The following is a 15,252-nucleotide window of genomic DNA, read 5'->3' on the forward strand; positions in this document are numbered from 1 at the left end:
AAAACCTCATTCTGTTTCTTCAGGATATTGTAACCACTGTTCAAGTATCACACAGGCAGCTACACCATCTATTTGTGTTTTTTTTAGTTTACGATAACCACCATGCTCAAATAATTTCCCTCGAGCTTCGACAGTAGAAAGCCGTTCATCCACTAAATGAACCGGTAAAGAAAAGTGCTTGCGTAATTGTTTAGCAAATCGACGTGCGGCGGAGGTAGTATAAAGTTCACTATTATCAATGCAAGTGGGTAGTCCAACTATCAAGGCAAGTGGCCGCCATTGAGTAATAATTTTTTGTATTGAACTCCAGTCAGGAATCCCTTGTTTTGCGTCAAGCGTAGGTAAAGGAGAGGCACTGCAAGTCAATCTCTGCCCCACAGCGACGCCAATGCGTTTAAAACCGAAGTCGAACCCCAGATAAACACCCTCAGGCATGGCCAGCACAAGAACTTAGTTGACTCATTTTAATTCCCAAAGTTGATCCAGCATATTCCCATCGATCTTCAAAAGGTACCTCATAAAGGATTTCTGATTTATAGGGACAGATTAACCACACATTATCCATTACTTCTTTTTCCAATTGACTCTCAGTCCAACCTGCGTAGCCTAGTGTAACCAAAACGTCTTTAGGTCCTGTATCGTCTGCTATTGCACGAATAATATCATTTGACGTAGTAACCGTCACGTCATCTTGCAAAAATAGACTAGAACGCCAGCCCCCTATTTGCTTATGAATGACAAAACCTCTTTCTGGTTGAATTGGCCCGCCAAATAATAATGGTAAACGGTTTTGTTCTACACGAATGGGTTCAATATGTAATTGTTCAAAAACAATGGATAATGGAAATTGCATAGGTCGGTTAATGATTAACCCAACGGAACCTTGTTCATTATGTTCACAAACGTAAATCACAGTTCGCTCGAAATTGGGATCTTTTAGCGAAGGCATTGCAATAAGCAGATGATGTGCTAAAGAGCTTATAATTGCCATCAGATCCCCCCTCTCAAAATTTTCAGTACTCATTTTTATTATATACCATAAAGAAAATATTTTGCTCTTTATGAAAAATTCAATTACAAATAGATAATTTATTTTATATTGAAATGCTAAATTAACATGAGTTTCGGATAACATCGCAAGATAGTATCTACATAATCTGTCTTATCCGAAACTCACGTTAATTTAATGCCATCCGATGTCCGAATCTGAATTATTATTTTTCGCTCCAGAAGGCACGGCATGAACCACAGAAACTTTAATGTATAAGGTTGAGTTTTGCGCAAAGGGTCTTCCTGCAGAATAAGAGGTAGCGGATGAGTCGGTATCAGCACTGCCCTCCGCGCTTCCCAATGAAACCCATTTATTTAATGGAACCATCAGTGTTGTATTCCATTGCTGATTATCAAATTGTTGACCTCCTGCTGGGTTTGCCTGTTCACGCAGTCTCTTCAAGGTGATCTTGACCTGGGATCCCTTCAACACAGGAAGTACTAATAAACCATTTCTAATATTATGCTGCTGATAATCTATTCCTGTGAAAAAACCTGCCCCCACAGAACTAATAATAGGAACTTCCTGATCCATCGCAATCAGAGCCGATTCGCCACTCATGACTTTTACTGATTGGTTGCGCAACTGTTGGTATTGTGGCTGAGTACCATAACTTACTGAATTACCCTGTTGGGATCTAAGCCAATTAGGGTCCCCTTGATAAATAGATATATTAAAAGTAACAGGAACCACATCAACTTTATGAAGAATATCTCTAATTTGGGTCAGGGTTTGGGGTTCTACTTTAACTACTAACGTTTGCCCCGATCCACTTACTTTTTCACCAGGTTGTAATAGCGGCTTGATTAATTGAATTACTTTATCGGCTTGTATGTAATTCAACTCAATGACTTTAGTCATTAATGTTTGAGAAAATGCATTGCTAGCTAAAAATAATATTCCTATCAACCATAACCTGATCATCATAAAACTCCCTGTAATTTATTGATTAATCAATTCTTATTATCAATTGTAGCATTATTATTTGTTTCTATGATAAACAACAGACTGTGTCATTCTGCCATCCCATAGCCATAAAGCTCGTTCACTGCACCTGCCAATTACCCTTGATTTTTTCTTGACCATCATCAATCTCAACGTACCGCGCCATTGCTGTATCAAGAAAAATTGAACGCTAATTGGAGGCACCATATTTTAAGATGACAAAAAAATAGTAAAAATATGAACAAACTCTAGTTTAGTTCCTCCCAAAGTTTGGGTATAATCGCTGCAAACTATCTTTATATAGAGATACGAATACCATGGGTAGCATATTTAATATGTTTGGGCCTTCACCAATAAAGCCCATAGAACAACACATAAGAAAAGCATATCAATGTGCCAAACAACTGTATCCTTTTTTTGAAGCCGTATTGAAAAAAGACTGGACAACAGCGCAAGAAATGAAAGACAAAATAGTATCTCTAGAAAAAGAAGCTGATTTAATAAAACGTGATCTACGTCTTCATTTACCCACAGGGCTCTTTTTACCTGTTTCACGCACTCACTTACTAGAACTTCTTAGTGCACAAGATAAAATTGCCAATAAGGCCGAAGATATTGCCGGATTAATTATTAGCAGAAAAATGATCATTCCCGAGCAATTAGTCCAAGCATTTATGCCATTTTTAAACCGTTGCCTGGATGCATCGAAACAAGCATGCAATGCCATTAATGAATTGGATGAACTGCTTGAAACGGGATTTCGTGGAAGCGAAGTTAAAATTGTTGAAGAAATGATTCTCACTCTTGATGAAATTGAACATGATTGCGATGATAAACTTGCTGACATGAGACATCGCATTTTTGAATTAGAAAAAGAGTTACCTGCAATAGAAGTAATATTCCTCTATAAGCTAGTCCATTGGATTGGCGAATTGGCCGAACATGCCCAGACAGTTGGCGGTCGTCTTCAAATTCTCATAGCCCGGTAGTAAATTCCTATGGATTATTCAATTATTTATTTTTCTATTGCCATTATTCTTTGTTTTCTTATGACGTGGGGGGTTGGTGCCAATGATTTGGCCAACGTCATGAGTACCACCATGGGCTCAAAAGCCGTTACAGTGAAACAAGCAATGCTTATTGCCATTGTTTTTGAATTTGCTGGTGCCTTTTTTGGGGGAAGTGGTGTTACCGAAACGATGCGTGATGGCATTATCAATACGAGCCAATTATCTGAACAACCGTTCGTTCTCATCGAAGGAATGTTATGTGTTTTATTCGCCTGTACTATTTGGATGAATCTTGCCAGTTATATCGGCGTCCCTGTTTCTATTACTAATGCCTTAGTGGGCTCCATGGTTGGCTTTGGTTCTATGGTGCTTGGTTCAGATGCAATTCATTGGAGTCAAGTAACTCATATCGCTATTGGTTGGATAACTTCCCCCATCATTTCAGGCATCACTAGTTATATTTTATTTATAAGTATTCAACAAACCATTTTCGTTAAAAGTAATCCGTTAGCTAAGGCAAAGCTGTACATTCCCGTATATCTCTTTTTAATCGGTTCAATATTGTCTTTTATTACTGTATTTAAAGGGCTAAATCATTTTGATATTCACTTGAACTTTAAACAGAATTTAGCAGTTACTCTTGCGACTAGCATTATTATTACTATTATTGGTATGATTTTTATCAAGCGCATTCCTGAACCCCTTAAAATAGGCCGCCGTGAGCGCTTCACTCAAGTAGAAAAATATTTTGCGGTGCTTATGGCAATGACTGCTTGTGCCATGGTTTTTGCTCATGGTTCCAATGATGTGGCATTGGCGGTAGGACCGCTAAGTATAATACATAGTTTGATCATGCACTCCCATCAAACGTTTAATGCCAATAATTACCCTTCATGGATTATTTTATTTGGTTGTGTTGGGGTAATCGCTGGATTGCTCATGTATGGCAGAAAAGTAATCGAAACGGTAGGCAGCTCCATTACCGCCTTAACCCCAAGTCGTGCATTTGCCGCAACACTTTCTGCAGCAACAACAGTAGTTGTCGCGACGAGTACCGGTATTCCAGTTTCGGCTACTCAAACTTTAGTGGGCGCTGTATTAGGAGTGGGCTTGGCCAGAGGTATTGGTGCATTAAACCTTATCGTCATCCGTAATATTTTTATGTCCTGGGTACTAACCTTACCCGCCGCCTCACTTTTAACTATTATTTCTTACAAGTTATTACATGCATTTATGGGATAATACCAAGGCCAGAGCTATCAACAATTCGTAGCCTAACCGATACTCACTGATTAGCTGACATGAAGGCATGTATTGCCGCTCATGACAATAATATCCAGCAATCTATCTTTTCAGTTGTGTTTTCAGACTACCTAAAAGAAGGGATCGAGCATGATCGCACGATATCTAGCAACAGACCTATTTCGAGTAAAAAATTAACCTCCCTGGGGGGATATGAATTTATAGATTCGCTTTTACAATCAGGGAGAGCACAACTTAATATATGCTCTCAATGAAACAAGCGGCTACGTGTGTTTGGATTTACTTAGGTTGGCACCATACAGTCGTTCCCTGATAGATACTGTACACAGATCTAGAAGTCCTCCCAAATTTCGCCCTTATCATCATGATAATCCTTATCATCTCTCATGCGCGCAATACGCTTATGCTTCTTAATCTCTTTCATTTGAGATGCGGATTTATTATGAGTCGCATCAAATTCAAATAAAAATTTATCATAAGGACTTACATAAGCTTTATCAATGTCGTTATCACTCATAAATAATCCACTATACTTTACTTAAATTACTATTTTATCGTTTTTTCATCTAAGTTACCATTAACCATTACAAGAAATAGATAGGACGAATGATGAATTTAAAAAAAGCAGAATTGCATGTGCATTTAGAAGGAACTATCCCTCCAGATTTAGCCATCAAATTAGCAAGGCGAAATAAACTAACGATACCTGACGGACTTATTGCTCCAGATGGTATCAGTTATTTATCAAATGATTTTCTCCATTTTCTTAAGGTATATGATACTTTAGCAGCCCTTATCAAAACACCTCAGGATTACTATGACATTACCTTTGATTATTTAAAGACCAATGCTCAGGAACAGGGAATTTATGTTGAGATGATGTATTCGCCCGATCATGCAGAACAATCCAGTGGTATTCCCTCTGCTGAACATCTGAAGGCCATACAACAAGCGATTGATGACGCCAAACAACAATTTGGGATTGTCGGGCGTATCCTTATTACAGCAGTGCGACATTATGGAATAGAGGCAGCAGAAAAAGTAGCACGCCAAGCCCACATAGACAGATTTCCTTGTATTACCGGTTTTGGCTTAGGTGGTGATGAAGCAAATTTTCCACCCAAACTCTTTAAGAAAGCCTATCAAATCGCCCAAGATGCAGGATTACAATGTACCGTTCACGCCGGAGAATTTGCTACAGCCGCAGGCATGGTAGAGGCGATGGAGTATCTCCCAATCCGCCGCATAGGGCATGGCGTCAATTCCATTTATTCTCCAGAAACTATGGCTATGGTAAAAGACAAAGACATTGCTTTGGAAGTTTGTCCTACAAGTAATATCTTCCTCGGTCTCTTTAAAGACATGCAACACCACCCTTTGCCTAAATTTTATGAGGCAGGAATTAAAATTAGTATTAACTCAGATGATCCTCCTTTTATGAGTACTAATTTAGCTAAGGAATATCGACGTGTTCAGGACTCTTATCACTACACCGATGAAACCATGAATGAAATCACTACAATGGCAATCCAATCTGCTTTTGTTGACGAGCAAACCAGACAGGAGCTATTGACAAAGATTTAGAGTCAAAAAATATAGTTTATCGACTAATCTTAATACCCTTTACCAATCTCGAACGTGTACCCAAAAATAGGAAGGACATAACTCACGAGTGATCCCGGTTGCAAGCAACCGGGCTACAGCTATGATGTTGATTTTACTCCTTCGTAATAACCTAAAAGACAGGTTCCGGCCGCAATAAGTAAAGTCCCCATCCACTGTACCAAATTAATGGTTTCATGAAAGAAAATATAAGACGACAACGAAACAGTGATATAAAGGGATGCAGTCAGGGCTAAAGCAATGGATAAGCGGGTATCTTTGATAATCCTCATCCATAGCAAAAAAGAGAATAATTCAAAAAAATAAGCAAACGCAAAAGAATAATTAAGTAACCATATCCCATGACTAAAATTCATTGCTGCCATTTTAAATAACAATTGGGCCGCTGTATCACTGCTTAACAATAAAACCCAGATTATTAATATCATTGGTGATAGTTTTTTCACGATTTATTCCTGTGCTCCCGCGATAAGAAGAATACCTAGACCAATCAAAGAAACCCCTACAAACTCGACTGAACTCAATTGTTCTTTTAATAAGTAACGTGAAGAAAAAATAATAAATATTTTTTGTAACCCAGTAATTGGATAAGCTACCGACAGGGGCAGATGAGCTAATAAATACATATAGATAACTAAATCGACAATATAAAATAGCATTCCCAAATAAAACCAGTAGTCTTTAATAATGCACAAATAATAGCGGATGCCTCTGGCATCTAAATGTTCTAGAGTGGAACGCTTGAGACAAACATGCAACAAAGTTTCTGCAACTCCACCTAAGATAAATAATATAAAGTAATAGAGTAAACTCATTTAAATAAAAACTCTTAGCGATCCATTAAATTATAAATCGATTGATTTATTTCATATTGCTTTACAACATTAGCTTGAAACTCAGACTTTGTGACTGCTGGCAATTGAGGATGATCAAAGCCCGAAATAAATCGTTTCAAATGGTTTTTGAAGTAAAAGGGTTCGGTTTTTTCACCACAAATATCAGCACCAATACATTGACGATTCTGCAGAAGAAGATTAATCACCATAAACATATCCTCTAAGGACATAACTCCTTGATCCCAATCAGTCATAATTACTTCCTTGCTAAGAACATCCTTATCAATACTTAAATAAAAAGGGAGATAAGAATCTACATCAGTCAATGCTTGCTTTATAAGGACGCCCCCATTTTGCACAAACTCACTACCAGAGATGGTAACCAATTTATTTTTAGCAACAAGTTGGGTGACACCAAAGTGTTTTTCAAATTTGCCATATCCTTGTGTGGCCCCAATATGAATTATTTTAACGCATGAAGATAATTTTGATGACATGTTGACCCAGTTTCCACAGGAAAATTGCGGAGGGAAAAAAGAGCAATCAGTATGATTATCTAAAATAATCAAGAGAAAAGGCTTATTAATCCTGGTTAACATAGGATAAGTTAAATGATGAAAATCGCCTGAACCCATGAAAGTAAAATAGTAGTCATCAGATAAAGCAGCCAGAATTTTTCGACACTCGTTCAATGCGTTTCTAAAACCATACAACCGCAACCGCTCTTCTAAAGGGCTAAAATCAAGCGTAATGACCTGCTCCCAATGATTCTTCATATAATTTAAAGTTGAATTATATTGATCAGTTAATAATAACAATGGTTGCATCACGGCTACCCCTTATCCGTTGTTTCCACTAGAGCTCTAATAAGCCGTACCACATCATAAATTTCTTTTGGTTTTATAAATCTAGTCGTAGTCAAAGTAGTCAGTGTTTCGCATAGTTTTACTGCGTTGGGATAATTTTCAGGTGATTCTCCGGGTAAATATCGCTTTAAATAAGGATATTCAGGTAAAACCTTGGCAAAAAGTAGTGAGACTCCTAAAGCTTGTAAAGCCAAATTGGGAAACAAGCGTTCGCGGTTCTTAGCGATTAATAAAGAAATAAAGGGATACGTTACTCTATCTCCATCAGGAAGATCCGCTCCTAATACTTGCATCGTTTTGTTATCAGACAATGCTTGTAAGTAAAATTTAGCTTGTTGTCTCTGGTGAGCAATCTCTCCCGCAGTTCGATTAAAATTGGCAAATCCCAAATAAACTCGTAAATTAGATACTTTATGAACAGGAAAACTAGAAGAAAAGTCTTCTCCAAGGGCATTAATCATATTGTTCTTTCCGGCCCAAAACGCCTGGGGTAGCGTGTAGACTCCAAAAAATAATCCAGGCCGATAAAACAACCAATAGCCAAATAACTGCAGCACTCTTAAAACCTCGAGCCACGGCTTTGACTGCTCAAAAGAAGCTATAGCATTTTGTAATGCCCCGATAAAATGCCCTTGTTTGCTGACGACAAGTCCTCCCTCATATAAGGTAGCTCCCTTACCTGCAGCAAAACTAAAAACAGCAAAATCACCACTGGCTCCAACAGGTTTATTTTTAGCCATTGAGCCAAATGATTGAGCCGCGTCCTCTATCAGGAAAATATTCTTTCCTGTTTGCTTTATGACTTCATCAACGTCATTAATATTAGCCGGTATCCCACCAAGATGAGTTATCAATATCGCCGCTATATCCGTCGATGAATGACATAATTGAGTGAGTTGTCGTGTATCAAAATTAAAATCCACGCCATTTGAATCACAAAGTCTCATCTGAAAGCCGGCACGCGCAATAGCCAAAGCAACCAAAGGACAGGTATAGGCAGGTACGATCACTGTACGCGCCTCAGTTAATGTTTTTATTGCTTGTAAAATAATAAATAAGGCTGCAGTGCCCGAGCTCGTTAAATGAACAAAAGAAACGGCTAGGCTTTTTTTACAGAGTTCTTCTTGAGTGATTTTCGCTTCTTTCATTGACGGATGTTTTATAAAGAAATCACGGAAGTAGATACGATATCCTGCTGTTGGAGGTAAGGAATGCCATAGAGCCCGCCAATAGTCATACCGCTTCAATTTAGGAGGATCATGAGGTAACGCATCAGGATGAGCATTGAAATAAGTCGCTAGTTCGGGAGACAGATCAGACCAGCGTAAATTTTTCATTAACTTACTTAAAAACCAGTGCAGGACAGGGGAATAACACTTAATTGCATTATAAAGTGGGAATAGTTGACCTCCCATATCCAATTTAGGAGTATATTGATTTTGTCCATCATATAAAGTTTTTATACCGTGTTTTATGCAATACTCAATAACTTTTTTCTGTAGCAAGAAATAATACCCGCCCCTAGCAGAAAACTCGTTACAGTTAAAACCATAGAAAACCTGAAACAACCGATCAGGGGTCTGTATGCATTGCACCACATTAATAATAGTTTTACTTTGTTTATCACGTAACCCTAAATAAATAAAATGAGAGTCAGCAGATGAGCTTTTAAAATAATCAAAATTAACTTGCTCAAATTTTAGTTTATGATGATCGTATTTTTTCTCAATCTGCGCAAAACAATCATAAATCGGCTCCAACTCTTTGACATCCGGTTGTTGTATGCTAAAAAATTCATAGCTATCGGCCGAATATTCTTTGATTTTTCGTTTAATTTTCTTTCGTATTAAATAAGGCTTATGGTGCACATACTCCTCAAAACTACTCCCTTTTATTTCATTATAAACATCAGGAAATGAGCAACAAGTAATAAATCCTTCGTCCTTAAATAAATCACGGACATCTATAGGAAAATCTTTCCATACGATGATTGAAGCAGCTAATCGTTTGCTTTGTAAATCGATTTCGTTTGAAATTTGTGGTTGTATTTGCTCAAAAGAATACTGCTCATTAATCCCAATAACGCCATAATCCACATAGGAACCAATAAATAAAACTTTTTTATACCGAATGTCATAGATATATTTATCAATAAAACCAACTAACTTAGATATAAGATCTGGCATTATAAAATCTATAGGAAATAATTTTAAAAAGGCAGGAATTAGGGCAACAGGTTCATTGCCATCATAAAAGACACCATAGTAAAATTGAGTTTTATCAGATAAATTAGCTTGGTCAAGAGCAGAATACCAAGACTGGGCATGCCGCTCATCACGCAATAATTTATTCCATACGCAATCGTCAATTTCCTTCGCTTTAGTGAACCAAACACAACGTAATTGCTTCATCCTCTGAATATCTCTATGCTTATTATATTGATTTAGTGACTTATTTCAGTTAAACCCAAAACCTCTCTTAATGCAGTATAGCTAATAAAATAGGAGCTCAAGCAACTTCCTTTTAGATTTTATATAAGTCTAATAGTGTGCAATAAACTATTTTATAGAGATTTATCCCTTAGTTAATTTCCTCCAACACACAATTTCTTATCCCTAATAGACATCCTCCACTCTATGAGGAAAACCATTTGGTAAGTAATCAAGTACCTGTTACTATTATTTTATTTCCTGAATAATTATCATGAAAACTCATCATTTTGATCTTATCGTTTTAGGTGGTGGCAGTGGCGGAATTGCCAGCGCGGTGCGAGCGGCTAAATATGGAGCAAAAGTAGCTGTTATAGAACGCAATCATCTAGGAGGTACCTGTGTCAATTTAGGGTGTGTACCTAAAAAAATCATGTTCAATGCTTCTCTTGTTGCTGAAACGATGCATAAATGCAGTAATTATGAATTTTCTCCCGTTGAACTGAAGCTAAATTGGAAAAAACTTGTTAGTAAACGTAATTCGTATATCGCGCGCTTAAGGGAGAATTACGCTAAGCGTTTAAAAGAGCACCACATCACTCATATTAATGGCACCGGAATGTTTGAGAGTGCACAATCTATTCTGGTCGATAATACGACTTATCAAGCGGAACATATTATTATTGCCACTGGAGGAGAGCCTTCCTTACCTATAATCGAGGGAATCCAACATGCCATTGACTCTGATGGATTTTTTGCTCTTACTAGACAGCCGAGAAAAGTAGCAGTTATTGGCAGTGGTTATATTGGTGTAGAGTTAGCTGGCGTGCTCCATGGACTAGGTAGCGAAACGCATCTATTACTACGCGGCAGTAGACCTTTAAGTCGCTTTGATCATATGTTAGGAGATACCTTGCTTGAAATTATGAAGCAGCAAGGTATTTACATTCATCAAAACCATAAAGCCCAGGCTATTCATTTACACAGTGATGGAAGAAAAGCAATCGCATGCCAAAGTGGTTCGATTATTCAAGACATTGATGTCATTATCGCAGCTGTAGGGCGAAAACCAAGAACAGCTCATTTGAATCTGTCAAAAATAGCAGTCAAAACTGATTCTCAAGGCCTAATTGAAGTAGATGCTTTTCAAAATACAACGGTAAAAGGGATTTATGCTATAGGTGATGTTACCAAAGCACCCGCACTAACACCGGTGGCAGTCGCAGCTGGTCGACGATTAGCCGACAGACTCTTCGGCAAACAACCCGATGCCCATTTAAATTATGATAATATATGCTCTGTTGTATTTAGTCATCCTCCTGTTGGCTCAGTAGGACTTAGTGAGCAGGATGCAATAAATCTGCATGGACAAGAAAATATTAAAATTTATCAAACACGTTTTAACCCACTCTATGATGCATTAAGTGATGATAAGACCCCTACAGCAATGAAGTTAGTTACCTTAGGCAAAGAAGAAAAAATAATAGGATTACATGTCATTGGCTATGGCGCTGATGAAATGTTACAAGGTTTTGGGGTAGCGGTAAAAATGGGGGCCTGTAAAAAAGATTTTGATAACACAGTAGCCATTCATCCGACTAGTGCTGAAGAATTTGTAACTATGGTATAAAAATATGTCACATTCAATTCGAACTTTTCAGGGTAAAACCCCTAATATAGGTAAGAACGTCTATATTGATCCTAGTGCTGTTGTTATAGGGAACGTCACGTTAGGCGATGATGTTTCTGTTTGGCCAATGGCAGTAATTCGTGGTGATGTAAACTCCATCACAATAGGCAATGCATGCAGTATTCAAGATGGTGCTATCCTACACGTCACTCATGATGGTCCTTATACCGCGGGAGGAAAACCGCTAATCTTAGGCCAAGGGATCACCATAGGTCATCAAGCAGTTCTGCATGGCTGTACTATAGATGATTATTGCCTCATCGGTATGGGAGCTTTAGTTTTAGATGCAGTACACGTGAAAGAACGCGTCATGATAGGTGCCGGAAGCATAGTAACTCCTGGAAAAATCCTGGAAAGTGGCTATTTATACCTAGGAAATCCAGCTCGGCCTGTACGAAAATTAACTTCTATAGAATTAGAACAATTAGAATACTCAGCCCAACATTATGTGAGGCTCAAAAATCTTTATTTAGATGCATAATGGTATATAGATAGAAAGGTTGCTACAGATAATCCAACCTTTCTATCCTCTTCAATGCCCGTCAAAACTTAAGTTAGTTTCCTCTTGAACTTTGAATACCTCTGCTATCAGCAGACCGATACTGTATTCAGCATGCCTTGGTGATTATTGTTGTAGCCTTGCAGTATAAATATTATATGCAAAATGAGAAGAATCCCTCGTCGCCTTTTTAGGGATAACAAAACGCAGAACAGGTACTTTATTTTTGGTAGAGCAAAAAGCCGAATTGGTAAAACAAAAAAAGCGGCTAAAAAGCCGCTTTCGGAATAAAACCCTGGCGATGTCCTACTTTCGCATGAGGAGACCTCACACTATCATCGGCGCTGATTCGTTTCACTACTGAGTTCGAGAAGGGATCAGGTGGTTCCAAATCGCTATTGTCGCCAGGAAAACTGTTTAACCCCCAGAGGAAGGTGCTAATGACTCATTAACAACCGCCCGACAGGGTCTGGTAAATCTTGAGGTAACACATCATTCGTATCATTCTCTAAGCGCCTATTGTAAAGCGACTCAGATTATATGGTCAAGACAATCAGCCAATTAGTACAAGTTAGCTTCACACATTACTGCGCTTCCACACCTTGCCTATCAACGTCGTAGTCTTCAACGGGCTTCATGGGAAAACTCATCTTGAGGGGGGCTTCCCGCTTAGATGCTTTCAGCGGTTATCCCGTCCGAACTTAGCTACCCGGCGATGCCACTGGCGTGACAACCGGTACACCAGAGGTTCGTCCACTCCGGTCCTCTCGTACTAGGAGCAGCTCCTCTCAATTTTCCTACGCCCACGGCAGATAGGGACCGAACTGTCTCACGACGTTCTAAACCCAGCTCGCGTACCACTTTAAATGGCGAACAGCCATACCCTTGGGACCTGCTTCAGCCCCAGGATGTGATGAGCCGACATCGAGGTGCCAAACACCGCCGTCGATATGAACTCTTGGGCGGTATCAGCCTGTTATCCCCGGAGTACCTTTTATCCGTTGAGCGATGGCCCTTCCATACAGAACCACCGGATCACTAAGACCTACTTTCGTACCTGCTCGAGCCGTCACTCTCGCAGTCAAGCACCCTTATGCCTTTACACTCTTGGTACGATGTCCGACCGTACCGAGGGTACCTTTGTGCTCCTCCGTTACTCTTTGGGAGGAGACCGCCCCAGTCAAACTACCCATCATACACTGTCCTCATCCCGGATTACGGGACCAAGTTAGAACCTCAATAACAACAGGGTGGTATTTCAAGGTTGGCTCCATGAGAACTAGCGTCCTCACTTCAAAGCCTCCCACCTATCCTACACAGTGATTATCAAAGTCCAGTGCAAAACTATAGTAAAGGTTCACGGGGTCTTTCCGTCTAGCCGCGGGTACACTGCATCTTCACAGCGATTTCAATTTCACTGAGTCTCGGGTGGAGACAGTGTGGCCATCGTTACGCCATTCGTGCAGGTCGGAACTTACCCGACAAGGAATTTCGCTACCTTAGGACCGTTATAGTTACGGCCGCCGTTTACCGGGGCTTCGATCAAGAGCTTCTCCGAAGATGACCCCATCAATTAACCTTCCGGCACCGGGCAGGCGTCACACCCTATACGTCTTCTTACGAATTTGCAGAGTGCTGTGTTTTTAATAAACAGTCGCAGCCACCTGGTCTCTGCGGCCCTCACCAGCTTTGTTTAGCAAGTAAACTAACCAGCAAGGGCGTACCTTCTCCCGAAGTTACGGTACCATTTTGCCTAGTTCCTTCACCCGAGTTCTCTCAAGCGCCTTAGTATTCTCTACCTGTCCACCTGTGTCGGTTTGCGGTACGGTTCTCTATAAGTTATGGCTAGCAGCTTTTCCTGGAAGCCGGGCATTAATGACTTCTCTGTACACCGAAGTGTCAGAACCACTTCGCACCTCAGAGTTAATAGTAAACCGGATTTGCCAAGTCTACCCCCCTACATGCAAGTACCAGGACAACCAACGCCTGGCTCATCTAGCCTTCTTCGTCCCCACATCACCACTTATAAAAAGTTCAGGAATATTAACCTGATTCCCATCGACTACGCTCTTCAGCCTCGCCTTAGGGGCCGACTCACCCTGCTCCGATTAACGTCGTGCAGGAAACCTGGGACTTCCGGCGTGAGGGTTTTTCACCCTCATTATCGTTACTCATATCAGCATTCGCACTTCTGATACCTCCAGCAGACTTCTCAATCCACCTTCATCGGCCTACAGAACGCTCCCCTACCACGTGTACTAAGTACACATCCGCAGCTTCGGTGACTAGTTTAGCCCCGTTACATCTTCCGCGCAGGCCGACTCGACCAGTGAGCTATTACGCTTTCTTTAAAGGGTGGCTGCTTCTAAGCCAACCTCCTGGCTGTCTATGCCTTCCCACATCGTTTCCCACTTAACTAGTACTTGGGGACCTTAGCTGGCGGTCTGGGTTGTTTCCCTCTTCACGGCGGACGTTAGCACCCGTCGTGTGTCTCCCGTGATTCAATTAGCCGGTATTCGGAGTTTGCATCGGTTTGGTAAGCCATGACAGCCCCCTAGCCGAAACAGTGCTCTACCCCCAGTAATCATTCACGAGGCGCTACCTAAATAGCTTTCGGGGAGAACCAGCTATCTCCGGGCTTGATTAGCCTTTCACTCCTAGCCACACGTCATCCGATAATTTTTCAACATTACCCGGTTCGGACCTCCAGTTGGTGTTACCCAACCTTCATCCTGCACATGGCTAGATCGCCCGGTTTCGGGTCTACTCCCAGCGACTCGCGCCCTATTCAGACTCGATTTCTCTACGGCTTCCTTATTCAGTTAACCTCGCCACTGAAAGTAACTCGCTGACCCATTATACAAAAGGTACGCAGTCACACAGCCTAAGCCATGCTCCCACTGCTTGTACGCAAACGGTTTCAGGTTCTATTTCACTCCCCTCTCCGGGGTTCTTTTCGCCTTTCCCTCACGGTACTGGTTCACTATCGGTCAGTAAGTAGTATTTAGCCTTGGATGATGGTCCACCCATATTCAAACAG

13 protein-coding genes and 2 rRNA genes (1 of these 15 cut by a window edge) are annotated in these 15,252 nt (G+C 40.3%); 5 read left to right on the plus strand and 10 right to left on the minus strand.

Translation table 11 applies throughout. The annotated features are described in order from the left end of the window. Positions 1-6: 6 nt before the first annotated feature. From ruvX to LFA_RS15580, 3 genes are all read right to left on the minus strand, one after another. Positions 7-435 (minus strand): Holliday junction resolvase RuvX, encoded by a 429-nt coding sequence (ruvX, locus tag LFA_RS15570; protein WP_045096985.1) that lies wholly within the window; start codon positions 433-435, stop codon positions 7-9. Further along, positions 428-991, minus strand: coding sequence for a YqgE/AlgH family protein (locus LFA_RS15575; RefSeq protein WP_045097685.1), 564 nt, complete (start codon positions 989-991; stop codon positions 428-430). Before LFA_RS15575 ends, ruvX begins: the two co-directional genes overlap by 8 nt. Before the next feature lie 192 nt (positions 992-1,183). Beyond that, complete coding sequence (locus LFA_RS15580; RefSeq protein ID WP_045096986.1) at positions 1,184-1,975, minus strand: type II/III secretion system protein; 792 nt, start codon at positions 1,973-1,975, stop codon at positions 1,184-1,186. Between the two features lie 338 nt (positions 1,976-2,313). Between LFA_RS15580 and LFA_RS15585 the strand changes: the two genes are divergently transcribed. Next, positions 2,314-2,985: a TIGR00153 family protein gene (locus LFA_RS15585; RefSeq protein ID WP_045096987.1), complete on the plus strand. Its 672-nt coding sequence runs from the start codon at positions 2,314-2,316 to the stop codon at positions 2,983-2,985. Positions 2,986-2,994: 9 nt separating this feature from the next. Further along, positions 2,995-4,248: an inorganic phosphate transporter gene (locus tag LFA_RS15590; RefSeq protein ID WP_045096988.1), complete on the plus strand. Its 1,254-nt coding sequence runs from the start codon at positions 2,995-2,997 to the stop codon at positions 4,246-4,248. Positions 4,249-4,600: 352 nt separating this feature from the next. Here the strand turns inward: LFA_RS15590 and LFA_RS15595 are convergent, their stop codons facing one another. Then, positions 4,601-4,786 (minus strand): CBU_0585 family protein, encoded by a 186-nt coding sequence (locus tag LFA_RS15595; protein WP_045096989.1) that lies wholly within the window; start codon positions 4,784-4,786, stop codon positions 4,601-4,603. 92 nt (positions 4,787-4,878) lie between these two features. Between LFA_RS15595 and LFA_RS15600 the strand changes: the two genes are divergently transcribed. Then, positions 4,879-5,853 (plus strand): adenosine deaminase, encoded by a 975-nt coding sequence (locus LFA_RS15600; RefSeq protein WP_045096990.1) that lies wholly within the window; start codon positions 4,879-4,881, stop codon positions 5,851-5,853. 119 nt (positions 5,854-5,972) lie between these two features. On the opposite strand, the gene LFA_RS15605 is transcribed toward LFA_RS15600, so the two are convergent. The 4 genes from LFA_RS15605 to LFA_RS19020 are packed head-to-tail and all read right to left on the minus strand — an operon-like array spanning position 5,973 to position 10,005. Then, complete coding sequence (locus tag LFA_RS15605) at positions 5,973-6,338, minus strand: EamA family transporter (RefSeq protein WP_045096991.1); 366 nt, start codon at positions 6,336-6,338, stop codon at positions 5,973-5,975. A 3-nt stretch (positions 6,339-6,341) separates the two neighbouring features. Beyond that, positions 6,342-6,707, minus strand: coding sequence for a DMT family transporter (locus LFA_RS15610; protein WP_045096992.1), 366 nt, complete (start codon positions 6,705-6,707; stop codon positions 6,342-6,344). A 14-nt stretch (positions 6,708-6,721) separates the two neighbouring features. Beyond that, entirely contained in the window at positions 6,722-7,555 is an 834-nt protein-coding gene (locus LFA_RS15615) for an arginase family protein (RefSeq protein ID WP_045096993.1), read from the minus strand. Between the two features lie 5 nt (positions 7,556-7,560). Next, on the minus strand, positions 7,561-10,005 hold the full coding sequence (locus LFA_RS19020) for a DegT/DnrJ/EryC1/StrS family aminotransferase (RefSeq protein WP_052674008.1): 2,445 nt from the start codon (positions 10,003-10,005) through the stop codon (positions 7,561-7,563). Between the two features lie 292 nt (positions 10,006-10,297). On the opposite strand from LFA_RS19020, the gene gorA reads away from it, so the two are divergent. Together gorA and LFA_RS15630 are read left to right on the plus strand one after the other, a co-directional pair. Next, entirely contained in the window at positions 10,298-11,653 is a 1,356-nt protein-coding gene (gene gorA / locus LFA_RS15625) for a glutathione-disulfide reductase (RefSeq protein WP_045096994.1), read from the plus strand. 4 nt (positions 11,654-11,657) lie between these two features. After that, entirely contained in the window at positions 11,658-12,194 is a 537-nt protein-coding gene (locus LFA_RS15630; protein ID WP_045096995.1) for a gamma carbonic anhydrase family protein, read from the plus strand. Positions 12,195-12,505: 311 nt separating this feature from the next. On the opposite strand, the gene rrf is transcribed toward LFA_RS15630, so the two are convergent. Further along, positions 12,506-12,621 (minus strand): 5S ribosomal RNA (gene rrf, locus LFA_RS15635). Between the two features lie 131 nt (positions 12,622-12,752). After that, a 23S ribosomal RNA gene (locus LFA_RS15640) occupies positions 12,753-15,252 on the minus strand; it runs 397 nt beyond the window's last position.

The sequence above is a fragment of the Legionella fallonii LLAP-10 genome (genome assembly GCF_000953135.1).
Taxonomy (GTDB): Bacteria; Pseudomonadota; Gammaproteobacteria; order Legionellales; family Legionellaceae; genus Legionella; species Legionella fallonii.